Consider the following 15,547-nt stretch of genomic DNA (forward strand, 5'->3'; position numbering starts at 1 on the left):
AGATTTCTCCGGGCGGCTTTTTCTGAAATTCAGAACTGATTAACGCGAATAGAATTCGACGACCAGGTTCGGTTCCATCTGTACAGCGTATGGCACGTCGGAGAAAGCCGGAACGCGGCTGTACTTGGCAACCATCTTGTTGTGATCGACTTCGAGATACTCGGGAACATCGCGTTCAGCGAGCTGAACCGATTCCAGAACGATCACGAGCTGCTTCGACTTTTCGCGAACTTCGATAACGTCGCCAGCCTTGCAGATGTAGGACTGGATGTTCGTGCGGCGGCCGTTGACGTTGACGTGGCCGTGGTTGACGAACTGGCGCGCGGCGAAGATGGTCGGAACGAACTTGGCGCGATAAACGATTGCGTCGAGACGCGACTCGAGCAAACCGATCAGCTGTTCGCCGGTGTCACCCTTGCGGCGTGCAGCTTCCTCATAGGTCTTGCGGAACTGCTTTTCCGAAATGTCGCCGTAGAAACCCTTGAGCTTCTGCTTGGCGCGCAGCTGCACACCGAAGTCGGAAAGCTTGCTCTTGCGGCGCTGGCCATGCTGGCCCGGGCCGTATTCGCGGCGGTTTACCGGGGACTTCGGACGGCCCCAGATGTTTTCGCCAAGACGGCGGTCAATTTTATACTTGGACGATTCGCGCTTGCTCATCGCATTTCCTTTCAACAAATACGAACCGGAGCTCACGCGCCGGTTCAAGGAAACGCGCCCTCCTCTGCCTCCTTTGTGTGAAGACTGACAGAATGATTCACGCACGCATTGCGAAATCACTCACGGGACACGTCAAATGAAACGCAGAGCCGTTGGGCCCTGCGCTGGGGTGGCTTCTAGTGGGAAGGGCCAGGGATGTCAAGCGGGGGCGCGCCTGTTTCAGCGGCTCACATTATTTGAAACCCATGGCCCGGTTGAGGCGTTAGGTTAGACGCTCAACAGGAGTAGAGCCGATAATGACCCTATTCTCGCAGCATTCTCGTAGGTCCGTACTTCTTTTATCCTTCACCGCCCTTATCGCAAGCACAATGATCATCACGACGTCCGACGACGCCGATGCACGGCGCCGGCGTCCGCCCCGTGCGGTCACAACGGCAGCGCCACTGCCTGTCGTACCGCCAATCCCTGAATCCAATCCCCGGGCGGCCCAATCGACCGAAGCGCCCAAACCGGAAGAGAAGCCCAAGGAGGAAATCCAGAAAGCGGATCCTGAAACGCCGGTTCCTTCGCAAAAACCTGCTGCAGGGGAAAGCAAGCCCGAACCAGCGTCGAAGCCCGACGTGAAGGCTGGCGAGCAACTGGGGCCCAATCCGCTGCCAAAACCGGAAGAAACCGGCAAAAACACCGAGAAGAGTGATCAGGAAGAGAGTGTTGACAAAGTCGATCCCTCCATCTCGCCGGACCGTGTCTACCAGAACGCCTGTCCAGCGTTGATGAACGGGGAAGTCGAGGGCTCACTCATACCGCCATTGTCGGAGGGCATCTGCGGCGAACGTTCGCCTTTGAAGATTACGGCGATCGGCAAGGACAATCCGGTGAAATTTGCGGCCGCCATCACCACCAACTGCGGCATGGCGGGTTCACTGGCGAATTGGATCGTCGAGGTGCAGGCGGAAGCCCAGAAGGATTTCGGAGCGGAAATCGAAAGCATCACCACCGGCTCGGACTACCAGTGCCGTAAGGTAAACAACGGGCATAAGGGCCGTGTTTCGGAGCATGCCTTTGCCAACGCCCTCGATATCGTCGCGTTCAAATTCAAGAATGGGAAGAAGACAGAGCTCGGTTCAGGCTGGAAGGGTTCGCCTGAGGAGCAGACATTCTGGCGCGCCTTGCACAAGGCAAGCTGCGACCGCTTCATGACCGTCATCGGCCCCGACGGTGATGCCGCACACCAAGGCAACCTGCACCTCGATCAGGGCTGTCACGGAAAGAAGTGCGAGGCGCGTATCTGTCAGTAAGAAACGCGCCTCGATCTATCACTCGCTGGTTTTCTTCTTCGGCAGGCCCTTGCGCTTGGTTTCGGCAAATTCCTCCAGCTGCTTTTCGCTCATCGAGTCATACATGCTCTTCGAGGCACCCTGGAGTTCGCTCTTCTTGGTTTCTCCGCGCTTGGCCGAAAGTGCAGCACCAGCGGCCTTTTGCTGGGCTTGGGATTTTGCGGGCATCGGATTTCTCCCTGTGGGTGGTTGCACAAGGAAAGAAACGCAAGCGCTATGGCTCGGTTCCACGTTCACATTTCCGCTGACTTGGAAAGTATGAAGGGGGCACGCTGGCCCCCTTCGTTCACCTCTGGCTAATCGGTTAGCTGCGATGCTTATGCTTCTTAACCGGCTTGGCCGCTTCTACAGGCTCCAGCGACAGACTGCTGACACCGACGGCGACATTAAAACCTTGCGTGCCTTCGGTGCTGAACGGCTGCAGGCCGATATTCTTGTTGGATCCGCCGATAAGGGCGTTGGCGCCAAGGCCGAGCCCGACGGAAGCACCCGCCGACACGCCAACATACTTGCCCGCAAGCGCATTGGCGCCCGGCTTGTTGTCGGCTGTCGTCACAACGGTCCAGCTCAGATACGTTTTTTGCGTTATACCCAGGTCAAGGCCGAGTTTACCGAGGCGGCCCTTGTAATTTTCAACCGAACCGTCGCGATGCTTATAGGCACAGTTGATCGCCTTGTTCGACCCGAAAACCAGCCCGACGCCGCCATCGACCTGGCACGACAGGATTCCGATATGGGTTGCTTTCGCTGGTGTTTCGGCTTTCGTCGTCTTGGCAGTTGCTACCATCGTGCCACCGGTAAGGGCGGTCGCCGCCACAATGAGCGCCGGAATGAATCGTACCATAATTGTCTTTCTCCGTTGATCTTAATGAAATCACTATCGGCACATGACGCGCCTCAATGAACCATTCCCCGGAAAATCCCGAGGGCTGCCTTAAACGTTCACATGATTGGATGGTTCCGGCGGCCGTGCAACCAATTTCGCAATTGGCGCAGCAATTGCCGTGTGTCAGCCTATTGGCGCCGCGTCGAACACCTTGCGCGCGTCCCTGAGATTGTCACGGTTTTTTACCGCCCATTCGCCAAGCGCCCCGATCGGCACCGCAATCGAATGGCCCATCGGCGTCAGCGCGTAGGTAACTTCCGGCGGCGAGGTTGGCTTGACCGTCCGCAACACAAGCCCTTCGCGCTCGAGCGAACGCAACGTTACCGTCAGCATGCGCTGCGAAATACCCTCGATCATTCGCCGCAGCACATTGAAGCGACGCGGTCCTGCCTGGAGATTGATGATTGTTAGCAGGCTCCACGAATCGCCGATAATATCCAGCACCTCGCGCATCGGACATGAACCGCTGCCGTCCGATTCCATTGCCGCCATGGAAGCGAGAAGCGGCGTCTTGCCTTCGGTTTTCGCGTGAATGCTCATGCGCTCGATGTCCTTGCTGTGGCGGGCGGTTACCTGGATGTGCCCTGAAACGGAAAAAGTGCGTTCTTCCCAATGCATGTTTCCTAGCATAGGTAGTTATCAATCGTAACTACAAAACGATGCGTACCCGCATCAAAGGAGCATCCCATGAAAATCGCATTGATTGGCGCCACCGGTTTCGTCGGCACGCAGATCCTGAAAGAGGCTTCGTCGCGCGGTCATGTCGTGACGGCGCTGGTACGCAACGTCGACAAGGTAGAGAAGCGCGATGGCATCAAGGCTGTGGAAGCGGACGCGCTCAACACCGCCGATCTCGCAGCCAAGCTGAAGGGAAACGACATCGTCATATCAGCCTATAATCCCGGCTGGGACAATCCCGATATCAAGGCCGTCCATATAGCTGGCAGCAAATCGATCACCGAAGCGACCAAACAGGCCGGTATCAAGCGCCTGATCGTCGTCGGTGGTGCCGGTAGCCTGCGTGCGCCAGACGGTTCCCAGTTCGTCGATGGCGCCGCGTTCCCGGCAGAGTACAAGGAGGGCGCTTTGGGTGCACGCCAGGCACTCGAGGATCTTCGCAGCGAAACCGCACTTGACTGGACCTTTGTCTCGCCGCCCTTTGAGCTTGTTCCCGGCGAGCGGACCGGCAAATACCGCCAAGGCAAGGACGAGCCTGTCTTTAGTGCCGACGGCAAGAGCACGATCAGCACCAGCGACCTGGCGGTGGCAATTCTCGACGAGGCTGAAAAGCCGGCGCACGCACAGGAGCGCTTTACCGTCGGCTATTGACCGCACGCGGCGTGCGTGGCGTTGCTTTCAGGCGCCACGCGGCCCGCCAGTATCCTTTTTGTGCCTCGGACACCGTGATGTGCGTTCTTCACAGAACCACTTTCTGTGCTTACCTGTTCGACAAGGTTTCAACGGGGCGTCAAAAATGGAACTTGGTATTTATACATTTGCCGGGATGAGCCCGGATCCTGCAACCGGCGTCGCCATCAGCGCGCACCAGCGCATGCAGAATCTCCTCGAGGAGATGGAACTGGCCGACCAGGTAGGGCTCGACGTCTTTGGCATCGGCGAACATCATCGGCCGGACTTCGTCATCTCGACACCGGCCGTAGCTCTCGCAGCCGGTGCGGCGCGCACTCGGAACATCCGCCTGACGAGTGCCGTCACGGTGCTGAGTTCCGACGACCCGGTGCGGGTATTTCAGGAGTATGCGACGCTTGATCTGATTTCCTCCGGGCGCGCCGAGATCATGGCTGGCCGGGGCTCCTTCATCGAATCCTTTCCGCTCTTCGGCTATGATCTTAATGACTACGACGAACTCTTTGCCGAGAAACTCGACCTTCTGCTCAAGCTGCGGGACAGCGACCTTATAACGTGGAAGGGCAATTTGCGCGCTTCCCTGAACGATCTCGGCGTCTATCCGCGCCCATTGCAAAATCCCCTGCCCGTGTGGATTGCCGTGGGTGGGACGCCGCAATCGGTGATCCGCGCGGGAACGCTCGGTCTCCCGCTTGCCGTCGCTATCATCGGCGGGGAGCCGCATCGTTTTGCGCCGCTGGTCGAACTCTACCGCGAGGCGGGAGCCAAGGCCGGCCATTCCCCGGACAAACTCAAGGTCAGCATCAACTCGCACGGTTATGTTGCCGCGACATCGCAGGCTGCCTCCGACGAGTACTGGCCGTCCTATGAAGTCGTGATGAACAAGATCGGCCGCGAACGCGGCTGGCCGCCGAGCAATCGCGCCCAGTATGAAGCCGGCCGCACAATGCGCGGTGCCTTGCTTGTCGGCTCGCCTCAGGAAGTGATCGACAAGATTATGCTGCAGCATACCTATTTCAGGCATGACCGCTTCATGCTGCAGATCGATCTCGGCAGCCTGCCGCACACCAACACCCTGAAGGCCATCGAACTCTACGGGACCGAAGTCGCACCGGTCATCCGCAAAGAGCTTGGCGGCGCGAAGCCATCTTGAGGAGGTCGCCTTAGCGATGCTCGATCGACAGCAGCGTATCAACTGCCCATTGCTTTAAACCGGGGTCGTCCATCAGGATAAAAAGGTAGGTCACACCGTCCCTCGCAACGGCGCAGCCCTCGAGCCATTGATCGGTCTTGCCGTCTTCTTGTTTATTGTAGTTCCATATGCCGTAAAAGCTGAGCTTGTCCTTGACGACTGAAACATCGAGCTTGCCGGTAAACCCCTCCGGCGGGCGGCGGTCATCATGTTCGATGGTTGTCGCGGCCGGCACGACGATGCAGCCGATACTCTTGAATACATTCTGTTTGAAACGATCGTCCCAGCCCAGAATGAAATGTCCGGGCAGCGTGATCCACCAATTATCGCCAAAGGGTTGCGGCCGTGGATAGCGCAGATAGCCCATGCCGGGTGGCCTCGGCCACGTCTTCGACCGGCTCGCAGCCTCAAATGCGGCGACATTCAACTTCTTGTCTGTCTCGAGGCGTGGTTCTTCCCTTGCGATCTTGATGAGTTCCGAGAGCACTTGAATGAAAAGTGCTTCATACTGGTCGATCGGGCCACGCCAGGGGAACGAGCGCCACAACATCGCCTCCGCCAGTCCAAATGCCGCCCGCGCAGGCAAGCCGAAATCCCACCACGGGAAAAAGTTGGCAGCCTCGCCCTTGAAGCCAAAGAAATCCACGTCGCGGGGCCCGCGAACTGTCATGATCCGATCCTTGAAAACATCAAGTGCTTCCTGCGCTGACAGCGAAAGCGACAGCGGACCATGCTTGCTGGCGCGGCTGCGCTCGACGACGACTTTCGAGACCGAGTTGAAATAAACGCTCATGTGAGTCTGGAGGACATCGTAATTTCGGTCCGTCCAATACTGGGTGTCGTCGCTGAATTCCTCATCCTGCGTGACCACAAGTTTTTCCTGTTCGACCAGTTCGTCCAGCAAGGCCACGAGATAATCATGATAACCCGGGCCGGTTGCCACCGTCGCCGCCGAGAAATTAACCTGCGCGCCGTCTTGGTAGAAATGCACATCCTCGTCCGTCGGCAAGATCGAGCAGCTTGACCTCGCCTTGCCGTCATCACCCTCGGCAGTGATGACAGCCAGCGGTCCCAAAGTCGGCTCCTTGCGCGCCAACAGGCAAAACTTGCGGGCGAGATCCTTGGCGCTTGGCCGCTGCTTTGAAGATTTGATCTTTTCTTGGCGAGAGAAGACGAGTCCCAGAATAATGCTCACGAAAGCCCTCGGCGATATTGGAAAGCGTTGTATCTGATCGGCAGTCTCGGCGGCGGGGCACGGCGCGCTGTCAAAACCCGGCGGCACGCAGGTGCTGTGAATATTGCAAATGAAGGATCGGCGCGCAGTGACCGATGGAACTGGAAGGTGTCGCGGAGGTCATGCCGTCCGGCACGGACTATCGCCACCACTTCCACTCTTATCGCCACACTTTCAGGCAGAGGGACAATTGAAGAGGGGCTGCCTCATTGGCAGCCCCTGTTTATTCGATGATCTGGATTGGCGAATTGTCCACCGGTTTTGGTGGCTCGGTGGTTTTCCCCTTTTTCTTCGGGGCAACGCTCGGCTCTGCAGTCCGCGCCACGGGGGAGCGGGCATCCATGAACGATTGGATTTCGTTGAGACCGACCGTATCGCCATTGCCTCGGCTGATTTCATCAAAGTGGTCGGCGATGAAGCCCCAACCGGCATCCTTTGCCTGTTGTGCGGTCAAGCGGCCCGAGGGGCCGGCCGCCGCCTCGAACTGCCTCTTCAACCGCTGATCGAGTTCCTTCTGAATGTTCTGCGGCGTCATCGGCGTACGCACCGTGCCAGGCGGATCGGGCGGTGGGAAGCCCAGCTTCTCGCCCGCACTCGCAGGCGAGAAGAATAGGATGCTGGCGACAATTGCCAACATCATCCCCGATAGAAGTTCGACAAATCGCATAAAATACTCCCAGTCCAATGTAATAGATGGGCGCGGTATGTTGTACCGCCCAAATGGTATCACCAATGGCAACTCGATAAAATGCGAGCCTAGGAGCGCGGTAGCGTGGGGTCAATTATTCGAAAGTTCAACACGCCCGTTTTTTCCACGCCACGCAACATGGCCTATGTTTTAGGCGAAAGTGGGAGAGTTGCCGTCCGAAACCAACTGCAATCCAAGATTGGTGTCGAGACCGAACCCCTGCATCAGGCGGCGCGTGGAGAAATCGGGATTGCCCGATGTGAACATGGCAAAATCGTCGCCATGTTCGGGTTCTTCGCCGGTACCGTTGACCTTGAGCAATGAAAGACCACGGCGAGCAATGGCCTCGGCGGGATCGAGCCAGTCAACCGGCCAGGGAGCGAGCCGGCGAAAGACATTGGCGAGGAAAGGATAATGGGTGCAGGCGAGGACGACGATGTCCGTCCGCTTGCCGTCCCGTTCGTAGAAGCAGGGGGCAATCTCCTGCCTGATTTCGGCATCGTCGACGAATTCCCCGCGAATATGGGCTTCGGCCAGGCGGGCGAGGCTCTGGCTGCCGACAAGACGCACATGGCATTGCGAGGCAAACGACTGGATGAGGTCGCGTGTATAGGCGCGCCGGACCGTTCCGGGTGTTGCAAGAACGCTGACGAGGCCCGAAGAAGTCCGCTCGGCGGCTGGCTTGATGGCCGGTACCGTGCCGACAAACGGGACGCCCGGATAGGCTCTGCGCAGATCGTCGAGCACGAGCGTCGATGCCGTATTGCAGGCTATGATTGCGATTTCGGGGTTGTATTTCGCGATCAATCCACCGAAGAGCTCAACGATGCGCTCGCATAAGGCCGCCTCCTCCCAATCGCCGTAGGGAAAGCCGGCATCATCCGCGATATAGACGAAGCGCCGGTCTGGCATCAGAACCCTCGCCTCGCGCAGAACGGTGAGGCCGCCAATGCCGCTGTCGAAGACAAGGATCGGTCGGTCTGCGACCCGCTCATTCATCGTCTGTCGGCCTTTCATTAGCCGGCTCATCGATTGGCTTTGCCCGCTTGCGCCCTTCCGGCGCTCCGGCGCCGCGCGGCGTATCGGGGCTGAAGAAGTCGAGAGAGACAAGGACGCCGCGCAGAAGCTTCAGCTCCGAATCCGAAAAACCCGGCCGGGTGAGGACGCCGCGCAGATTATTAACCATGATCTCCTTGCGGGCCATCGGCCGGAAATATCCCCTCGCCTGCAGCGCTTCTTCCAGATGGTTGAAGAAGCCCTGCAATTGATCCTTTGACGCCGGCGCAAGCTCGGGGCCGCGAAAGGCGGTATCTGTATGTTTCTCGAGGCCGGATTTCATCCATTCATAGGACATGAGCAGGACCGCCTGGGCAATGTTGAGTGACGAGAATGCCGGATTGACCGGAAACGTCACCAACTCATCGGCAAGGCTGACTTCGTCATTATTGAGGCCGATGCGCTCGCGCCCGAAAAGAATTCCGGTTCGCTCGCCGCGGTTGAAGCGCTGGCGCAGCACCACGCCCGCTTCCACCGGCCCCCGCACCTGCTTGAACGCATCACGCTCGCGCGCCGTCGTTGCATAGACGAAATTCAGATCCTTGATGGCAGAAGGCAGATCCTCGAAAACCTGCGCCGCATCGATGATGTGGTCCGCCCTGCTCGCCGCGGAGCGCGCCTTCTCGTTGGGAAATTCCTCGCGCGGCTTGACGAGCCGCAGTTCGGCCAGGCCAAAATTGGCCATGGCGCGCGCCACCATGCCGATGTTCTCGGGCAATTGCGGTTCAACGAGAATAATTGCCGGGCCTTCGGCAATAAGCGTGCGTTGTCTATCTGTACCGGCCATCTCTTGTTCCTGCTGATATTGCCGCCGTCATAACGCGCGATCTTTTGATGGGCAATCCTGCCTTAAAATAACGGCATGGCTGGTCGGCAGCTTTGCGTTCGGCGATCCCGATGCTATAGGGGCGCGAACCCTCACTGAAAACCGATGCTGACATTCCCACACCCAGCAAAATAGAGGCTGACTATCCATGGCAAAGATCAAGGTTGCAAATCCGGTCGTCGAGCTTGACGGCGACGAGATGACCCGCATCATCTGGCAATATATCAAGGAAAAGCTGATCCATCCTTACCTGGATATCGATCTGAAATATTACGACCTCGGGATCGAGCACCGTGATGCCACCAATGATCAGGTGACGGTCGATGCGGCCAATGCCATCAAGGAGTATGGTGTCGGCGTCAAGTGCGCGACGATCACGCCGGATGAGCAGCGAGTCGAGGAATTCGGCCTGAAGAAGATGTGGAAATCGCCCAACGGCACGATCCGCAACATTCTTGGCGGCGTCATCTTCCGCGAGCCCATCATCGCCAAGAACGTTCCCCGCCTCGTTCCGGGCTGGACGCAGCCGATCATCGTCGGCCGCCATGCCTTCGGCGACCAGTACCGCGCGACCGACTTCAAGTTCCCGGGCAAGGGCAAGCTTACGATCAAGTTTGTCGGCGATGACGGCCAGACGATCGAGCACGAGGTCTATGACGCGCCCGGCGCCGGTGTTGCCATGGCGATGTACAATCTCGATGAATCGATCCGTGATTTCGCCCACGCTTCGTTCAACTATGCCTATAATCGCGGCGTTCCCTGCTATCTGTCGACCAAGAACACCATCCTCAAGGCCTATGACGGCCGCTTCAAGGACATCTTTCAGGAAGTTTACGAGGCAGAGTTCAAGGCGAAGTTTGCTGAAAAGAAGATCTTCTACGAGCATCGCCTGATCGACGACATGGTTGCTTCCGCTCTGAAGTGGTCCGGGGGCTATGTCTGGGCCTGCAAGAACTATGACGGCGACGTGCAGTCCGATATCGTCGCGCAGGGCTTCGGCTCGCTCGGCCTGATGACCTCGGTTCTGATGACGCCGGATGGCAAGACGGTCGAAGCGGAAGCTGCCCACGGCACCGTGACCCGCCACTATCGCCAGCACCAGAAGGGTGAAGAAACATCGACCAACTCGATCGCTTCGATCTTTGCCTGGACGCGCGGCCTTGCGCATCGCGCCAAGCTCGATGGCAATGCCGAACTCGAGCGCTTCAGCCACACGCTGGAGAAGGTCTGCGTCGACACAGTCGAAGCCGGTTACATGACCAAGGACCTCGCACTCCTGATCGGCCCGGATCAGCCCTGGCTGTCGACCACCGGCTTCCTCGACAAGATCAACGAAAACCTGTCGAAGGCGATGGCTGCCTGAGCCATCTGAGAGCATCAATGCTAAGAGCTCCGGTGAAAACCGGAGCTCTTTTTGTTTGTGCGCTTCGCGAATGAGCGATGCGAAAATGGCGCGCCAAAAAGCTCTGTTTTGGGTATTATGCGTGATGCTATGATCACCCGAGGGGACCGAAGATGAGCAAGCAACAGTTCTTTTTCCGCCTGATCCCGCCACGGCCGACCTTTGCGGACGACATGGACGATGACGAGCAAGAGCTGATGCGCCAGCACGCAAGCTATGTGCAGGAATGTTTCAACGAGGGATTCGTCCTCGCCTATGGCCCGGTGCATGAGCCCGACGGCAGCTTCGGGCTCGCTCTTCTTGAGGTAAATGATCATGCGGAAGCGGTCCGCTTCGGCGACAACGACCCGACCGTACTCGCTGGCCTCAACAGCTATACGATAGCGCCCATGCATATCGCGGCTGCACAGGCTCCGCGCGAGGAGTAAGCGCGGCGCCAGCTTTCGTTGCCTGAACCCGCTTCCCCGGCCCCGACCGCGTTTTGCCGAGGTGGAGTAGCTGTCGCTGCGGCACATGTCAGAGCGGCAGTAAAGGTCGGAGCGGCAGCAACCTCAGCGAACCTGCTCTTTTGCTCCAGCAATGGAAGTGCCCGCTCCGGAAATTCTTCGTACAAACAACAAATAATAAAACTTTAACCGGCCAATATCAATCGGTGCTTCTGTAACAGTCACTGTAGTTTTAGTGCTTATACCAATCCAAAAACTTAATAACCCAAATACTATTTAAGAATTACATCACGCATCGCTTGAAGGAGCAAGAGCATTTTAACGCAGTACTATTGCCAATAAGTATAATACGCATAGCGGCGAGTTGGCCCGGTCATACCGCAGCATGACCGGGCATTCGAACCTAGGCGCCGAGCGCCTGGCGCACTGCCGAAATCGCGTCTTCCGCTTTTGCGCCATCCGGGCCACCGGCCTGGGCCATGTCGGGCCGGCCGCCGCCGCCCGCGCCGCCGAGAGCGGCAGACGCAATGCGGACGAGATCGACGGCGCTGTACTTGCCGATCAGATCCTCGGTGACCCCGACAACCGCGCTCGCCTTGCCATCTTCCGAGACGCCGACGAAGGTCACGACCCCCGAGCCGACGCTCTTCTTGGCATCATCGGCGAGCGGCTTCAGGTCGCGCGGATTGACGCCGCTCACCACCTTGCCGATGAAGCCGATACCGTTGACCGTCTCCGGCGCGCTGCCCGCGGCTCCGGAAGAACCGCCGCCAAGAGCCAATTGCTTGCGGGCTTCGGTAAGCTCGCGTTCGAGCTTGCGGCGTTCGTCGACCAGCGCCGTTACGCGGGCGAGCGCATCGGCCGGCGTCGCCTTCAGAACCGAAGCGATCGCCTTGACGCGGTCGTCCTGTTCCTCGAGATAGCGCCGCGCAGCTTCTCCGGTCAGCGCCTCAAGGCGGCGCACGCCAGCAGCGACAGCGCCTTCAGAGACCACGCGAATAAGCCCGATATCACCCGTGGCACGTACATGCGTGCCGCCGCAAAGCTCGGTAGAATAGCTTTTTCCGGCCTTCTCGCCCTGCACTGCCGTGCCCATCGAGACGACGCGAACCTCATCGCCGTATTTTTCACCGAAGAGCGCCATAGCGCCTTCGGCAATCGCATCGTCGACCGCCATGAGGCGCGTCGATACCGGCGCGTTCTGCAACACGATCTCATTGGCGATGTCTTCGATTGCCGCAAGTTCCTTGTCGGAAATCGGCTTCGGGTGCGAAAAATCGAAACGCAGCCGGTCCGGGGCAACAAGCGAGCCCTTCTGGGCAACATGGGTTCCGAGCGTTTCGCGCAGCGCCTCATGCAACAGGTGGGTTGCCGAATGGTTGGAGCGGATGCGGGTGCGGCGCGCCTTGTCGACGATAAGTTCGACCGGTGCACCGACCTTCGCCGTTCCCTTTGTCACCTTGCCGATATGGACGAAGACGCCGTCATTCTTCTTCTGCGTATCGCTGATCTCGATGACAAGGCCGTCGCCGGTGATCGTTCCGGTATCGCCCTGCTGTCCGCCGGATTCGCCATAAAAAGGCGTCTGGTTGACAACGACGGCCACAGCATCGCCCTCGCCCGCCGTTTCGACGCTGGCACCGTTCTCAACGAGCGCGGTTATGACGCCTTCAGCCTGCTCGGTCTCATAACCGAGAAATTCAGTGGCACCGACCTTGTCGCGAACCGAGAACCATACGGTCTCGGTCGCCGCATCCCCGGAACCCGCCCAGCTCGCGCGCGCCTCGGCTTTTTGCCTTTCCATGGCCGCGTCGAAGGCTTCCGTGTCGACGCCGATGCCGCGCTGGCGCAGCGCATCCTGCGTCAGGTCGAGCGGGAAACCATAGGTGTCGTAAAGCTTGAACGCGGTCTCGCCATCGAGCTTGTCGCCCTCGCCGAGGGATTCGGTCGCTTCGCCGAGGAGGCCCAGCCCGCGATCGAGGGTCTTGCGGAAGCGCTTTTCTTCAAGCTTGAGTGTTTCCGAGATCAGCGCTTCGGCGCGCACGAGTTCGGGATAGGCCTGGCCCATTTCGCGCACCAGCGCCGGCAGCAGCCGCCACATCAGAGGCTCGCGTGCGCCAAGGAGCTGCGCATGACGCATGGCGCGGCGCATGATGCGGCGCAGCACATAGCCACGACCCTCGTTCGACGGCAACACGCCATCAGCGATAAGGAAGCTTGAGGAGCGCAGGTGATCGGCAATAACCCGGTGGCTGGCGCGGAACTTGCCCTCGGCCTTTACTCCCGTTGCCTCCTCGGATGCGTGGATCAGCGTCTGGAACAGATCGATGTCGTAATTGTCGTGCTTGCCCTGAAGCACAGCGGCAAGGCGCTCGAGCCCCATTCCGGTATCGATCGACGGGCGCGGCAGATCGATGCGCTGCTCCTTCGCCACCTGCTCGAACTGCATGAAGACGAGGTTCCAGATTTCGATGAAACGGTCGCCGTCCTCATCGGCGCTGCCGGGAGGGCCGCCCCAGATTTCAGCACCGTGATCGTAGAAGATTTCCGAGCACGGACCGCAAGGACCCGTATCGCCCATCGCCCAGAAATTATCGCTCGTGGCGATGCGGATGATTTTCTCTTCCGGAAGCCCGGCGATCTTCTTCCAGAAACCTGCCGCTGCATCGTCCGTGTGGTAGACGGTTACCGTCAGCTTGTCCTTTGGAAGCCCGAACTCCCTGGTGATAAGGTTCCACGCAAGCGAGATCGCCTCTTCCTTAAAGTAATCGCCAAAGGAAAAATTGCCGAGCATTTCAAAGAAGGTATGGTGACGCGCCGTATAGCCGACATTGTCGAGGTCATTGTGCTTGCCGCCGGCGCGCACGCATTTCTGCGATGTCGTCGCCCGATTATAGGGACGGTGCTCGATGCCGGTGAAAACATTCTTGAACTGCACCATGCCCGCATTGGTGAACATCAGCGTCGGGTCATTGCGCGGCACGAGCGGGCTCGACGCCACGATCTCATGGCCGTTCTTCTTGAAATAGTTCAGAAATGTCGACCGGATCTCGTTGACGCCACTCATGCTGCTTGCCTTCTGACTTCTTATATCCAAATGGAATTAGCCCCATTCTGTGCGAAGGAGCGGAACGAAACGCTTGTAGCGACAGGGCTGCGTGCTGTCCAGAAAATCCCTATTGCCGCGAGGTGCGACCGGCCAGGGAATTGGCCAAGCCAAAGCGCGACCGGCCAGGGAATTGGCGACGGCAAAATGCCAAGACCCGCAGCCGTCACCGGCCGCGGGTCTCAAATCCTCAGTCAATTCTGGAGGCGGCTCAGCCTTCGGCGGCGTCGGGTTCGTCATCCTCTACTTCCCCAACATTCTTGTCGAGCATCTGCTCGGCAATGAGACCGGCATTCTGACGCAACGCCAGTTCGATCTCATTGGCTATTTCCGGATTCTCCTTCAGGAACAGTTTCGCGTTGTCGCGGCCCTGGCCGAGGCGCTGCGAATTATAGGAGAACCATGAACCAGATTTTTCGACAATGCCGGCCTTGACGCCAAGATCGACCAACTCGCCCGTCTTGGAGACGCCCTCGCCATACATGATGTCGAACTCGACCTGCTTGAAGGGCGGCGCCAGCTTGTTCTTGACGACCTTGACGCGGGTTTGATTGCCAACGACCTCGTCGCGCTCTTTCAGCGATCCGATGCGGCGGATATCGAGGCGAACAGATGCATAGAACTTCAGCGCATTGCCGCCCGTCGTCGTTTCTGGCGAACCAAACATCACACCGATTTTCATGCGGATCTGGTTGATGAAGATGACCATGCAATTGGAACGGGAAATCGATGCGGTAAGCTTGCGCAGCGCCTGGCTCATCAGACGGGCCTGCAGACCCGGCAGGGAATCGCCCATCTCGCCCTCGATTTCCGCCCGCGGCGTCAGCGCCGCAACGGAATCGACGACGAGAACGTCGATGGCGCCGGATCGCACCAGCGTATCGGTAATTTCAAGCGCCTGCTCGCCCGTATCCGGCTGCGAGATCAGAAGGTTCTCAAGATCAACGCCAAGCTTGCGGGCATATACGGGGTCGAGCGCGTGCTCGGCGTCGACAAAGGCGCAAATGCCGCCCTTCTTCTGGGCTTCGGCGATCGTATGCAGGGCAAGCGTGGTCTTGCCTGAGCTTTCAGGCCCGTAAATTTCGACGATGCGGCCTTTCGGCAATCCGCCGACGCCAAGGGCAATATCGAGCGACAGCGAGCCGGTCGGAACCGTTTCGATCTCCACAACCTGCTCGTTGCGGCCAAGCCGCATGATCGAGCCCTTTCCAAAGGCCCTCTCGATCTGGGACAATGCCGCATCCAGCGCTTTCGTTTTATCCACCGAATTACCCTCAACCAACCGCAATGAATTTTGAGCCATGTTACACTACCCCTGTGTTGTGCATGAAGTCCGGATGTCGCTTCTG

15 protein-coding genes are annotated in these 15,547 nt (G+C 58.7%); 5 read left to right on the top strand and 10 right to left on the bottom strand.

Annotation, left to right across the window (positions count from 1 at the left end; genetic code table 11):
• Positions 1-39: 39 nt before the first annotated feature.
• A complete protein-coding gene (gene rpsD, locus BM074_RS10875) occupies positions 40-657 on the bottom strand; it encodes a 30S ribosomal protein S4 (protein WP_027231636.1) in 618 nt (205 codons plus the stop codon).
• 368 nt (positions 658-1,025) lie between these two features.
• Here rpsD and BM074_RS10880 point away from each other — a divergent pair, with 368 nt between their 5' ends.
• Positions 1,026-1,955, top strand: a complete 930-nt coding sequence (locus tag BM074_RS10880) for an extensin-like domain-containing protein (RefSeq protein WP_244532814.1) — start codon at positions 1,026-1,028, stop codon at positions 1,953-1,955.
• An 18-nt stretch (positions 1,956-1,973) separates the two neighbouring features.
• Here the strand turns inward: BM074_RS10880 and BM074_RS10885 are convergent, their stop codons facing one another.
• The 3 genes from BM074_RS10885 to BM074_RS10895 all read right to left on the bottom strand — a co-directional run bounded on the left by BM074_RS10885 (position 1,974) and on the right by BM074_RS10895 (position 3,420).
• Positions 1,974-2,162, bottom strand: coding sequence for a DUF3008 family protein (locus BM074_RS10885; protein WP_027231638.1), 189 nt, complete (start codon positions 2,160-2,162; stop codon positions 1,974-1,976).
• 136 nt (positions 2,163-2,298) lie between these two features.
• Positions 2,299-2,838: a DUF992 domain-containing protein gene (locus BM074_RS10890; RefSeq protein WP_091921921.1), complete on the bottom strand. Its 540-nt coding sequence runs from the start codon at positions 2,836-2,838 to the stop codon at positions 2,299-2,301.
• 165 nt (positions 2,839-3,003) lie between these two features.
• Positions 3,004-3,420: a winged helix-turn-helix transcriptional regulator gene (locus BM074_RS10895; protein WP_036814544.1), complete on the bottom strand. Its 417-nt coding sequence runs from the start codon at positions 3,418-3,420 to the stop codon at positions 3,004-3,006.
• A 147-nt stretch (positions 3,421-3,567) separates the two neighbouring features.
• Here BM074_RS10895 and BM074_RS10900 point away from each other — a divergent pair, with 147 nt between their 5' ends.
• Positions 3,568-4,209 carry an NAD(P)-dependent oxidoreductase gene (locus BM074_RS10900; protein ID WP_091921923.1) on the top strand — a complete coding sequence of 214 codons (642 nt, stop codon included), beginning with the start codon at positions 3,568-3,570 and terminating at the stop codon, positions 4,207-4,209.
• Positions 4,210-4,354: 145 nt separating this feature from the next.
• Positions 4,355-5,401: an LLM class flavin-dependent oxidoreductase gene (locus BM074_RS10905; RefSeq protein ID WP_091921925.1), complete on the top strand. Its 1,047-nt coding sequence runs from the start codon at positions 4,355-4,357 to the stop codon at positions 5,399-5,401.
• Between the two features lie 10 nt (positions 5,402-5,411).
• Here BM074_RS10905 and BM074_RS10910 read toward each other — a convergent pair whose 3' ends face one another.
• The 4 genes from BM074_RS10910 to BM074_RS10925 all read right to left on the bottom strand — a co-directional run bounded on the left by BM074_RS10910 (position 5,412) and on the right by BM074_RS10925 (position 9,205).
• Positions 5,412-6,635 (bottom strand): hypothetical protein, encoded by a 1,224-nt coding sequence (locus BM074_RS10910; protein WP_091921927.1) that lies wholly within the window; start codon positions 6,633-6,635, stop codon positions 5,412-5,414.
• 262 nt (positions 6,636-6,897) lie between these two features.
• Entirely contained in the window at positions 6,898-7,341 is a 444-nt protein-coding gene (locus tag BM074_RS10915) for a hypothetical protein (RefSeq protein ID WP_091921929.1), read from the bottom strand.
• Between the two features lie 171 nt (positions 7,342-7,512).
• Entirely contained in the window at positions 7,513-8,379 is an 867-nt protein-coding gene (murI, locus tag BM074_RS10920; RefSeq protein WP_244532816.1) for a glutamate racemase, read from the bottom strand.
• Entirely contained in the window at positions 8,354-9,205 is an 852-nt protein-coding gene (locus BM074_RS10925; RefSeq protein ID WP_027231645.1) for an RNA methyltransferase, read from the bottom strand. Before BM074_RS10925 ends, murI begins: the two co-directional genes overlap by 26 nt.
• 187 nt (positions 9,206-9,392) lie before the next feature.
• On the opposite strand from BM074_RS10925, the gene BM074_RS10930 reads away from it, so the two are divergent.
• Entirely contained in the window at positions 9,393-10,607 is a 1,215-nt protein-coding gene (locus BM074_RS10930) for an NADP-dependent isocitrate dehydrogenase (RefSeq protein ID WP_027231646.1), read from the top strand.
• A gap of 152 nt (positions 10,608-10,759) precedes the next feature.
• Complete coding sequence (locus BM074_RS10935) at positions 10,760-11,074, top strand: YciI family protein (RefSeq protein ID WP_027231647.1); 315 nt, start codon at positions 10,760-10,762, stop codon at positions 11,072-11,074.
• A gap of 421 nt (positions 11,075-11,495) precedes the next feature.
• On the opposite strand, the gene alaS is transcribed toward BM074_RS10935, so the two are convergent.
• Together alaS and recA are read right to left on the bottom strand one after the other, a co-directional pair.
• Positions 11,496-14,159 carry an alanine--tRNA ligase gene (alaS, locus tag BM074_RS10940; RefSeq protein ID WP_091921933.1) on the bottom strand — a complete coding sequence of 888 codons (2,664 nt, stop codon included), beginning with the start codon at positions 14,157-14,159 and terminating at the stop codon, positions 11,496-11,498.
• 250 nt (positions 14,160-14,409) lie between these two features.
• Positions 14,410-15,501: a recombinase RecA gene (gene recA / locus BM074_RS10945; RefSeq protein WP_027231649.1), complete on the bottom strand. Its 1,092-nt coding sequence runs from the start codon at positions 15,499-15,501 to the stop codon at positions 14,410-14,412.
• Between the last annotated feature and the right edge of the window lie 46 nt (positions 15,502-15,547).

Source organism: Phyllobacterium sp. CL33Tsu (genome assembly GCF_900113985.1).
GTDB classification, from domain to species: domain Bacteria; phylum Pseudomonadota; class Alphaproteobacteria; order Rhizobiales; family Rhizobiaceae; genus Phyllobacterium; species Phyllobacterium pellucidum.

What these genes read in the sequence shown, in the direction of transcription:
- BM074_RS10885 (WP_027231638.1), bottom strand. Translation starts at nt 2,162, where the DNA reads ATGCCCGCAAAATCCCAAGCCCAGCAAAAGGCCGCTGGTGCTGCACTT.
- BM074_RS10930 (WP_027231646.1), top strand. Translation starts at nt 9,393, where the DNA reads ATGGCAAAGATCAAGGTTGCAAATCCGGTCGTCGAGCTTGACGGCGAC.
- murI (WP_244532816.1), bottom strand. Translation starts at nt 8,379, where the DNA reads ATGAAAGGCCGACAGACGATGAATGAGCGGGTCGCAGACCGACCGATC.
- BM074_RS10925 (WP_027231645.1), bottom strand. Translation starts at nt 9,205, where the DNA reads ATGGCCGGTACAGATAGACAACGCACGCTTATTGCCGAAGGCCCGGCA.
- recA (WP_027231649.1), bottom strand. Translation starts at nt 15,501, where the DNA reads ATGGCTCAAAATTCATTGCGGTTGGTTGAGGGTAATTCGGTGGATAAA.
- rpsD (WP_027231636.1), bottom strand. Translation starts at nt 657, where the DNA reads ATGAGCAAGCGCGAATCGTCCAAGTATAAAATTGACCGCCGTCTTGGC.
- BM074_RS10895 (WP_036814544.1), bottom strand. Translation starts at nt 3,420, where the DNA reads ATGAGCATTCACGCGAAAACCGAAGGCAAGACGCCGCTTCTCGCTTCC.
- BM074_RS10915 (WP_091921929.1), bottom strand. Translation starts at nt 7,341, where the DNA reads ATGCGATTTGTCGAACTTCTATCGGGGATGATGTTGGCAATTGTCGCC.
- BM074_RS10935 (WP_027231647.1), top strand. Translation starts at nt 10,760, where the DNA reads ATGAGCAAGCAACAGTTCTTTTTCCGCCTGATCCCGCCACGGCCGACC.
- BM074_RS10905 (WP_091921925.1), top strand. Translation starts at nt 4,355, where the DNA reads ATGGAACTTGGTATTTATACATTTGCCGGGATGAGCCCGGATCCTGCA.
- alaS (WP_091921933.1), bottom strand. Translation starts at nt 14,159, where the DNA reads ATGAGTGGCGTCAACGAGATCCGGTCGACATTTCTGAACTATTTCAAG.
- BM074_RS10880 (WP_244532814.1), top strand. Translation starts at nt 1,026, where the DNA reads ATGATCATCACGACGTCCGACGACGCCGATGCACGGCGCCGGCGTCCG.
- BM074_RS10900 (WP_091921923.1), top strand. Translation starts at nt 3,568, where the DNA reads ATGAAAATCGCATTGATTGGCGCCACCGGTTTCGTCGGCACGCAGATC.
- BM074_RS10890 (WP_091921921.1), bottom strand. Translation starts at nt 2,838, where the DNA reads ATGGTACGATTCATTCCGGCGCTCATTGTGGCGGCGACCGCCCTTACC.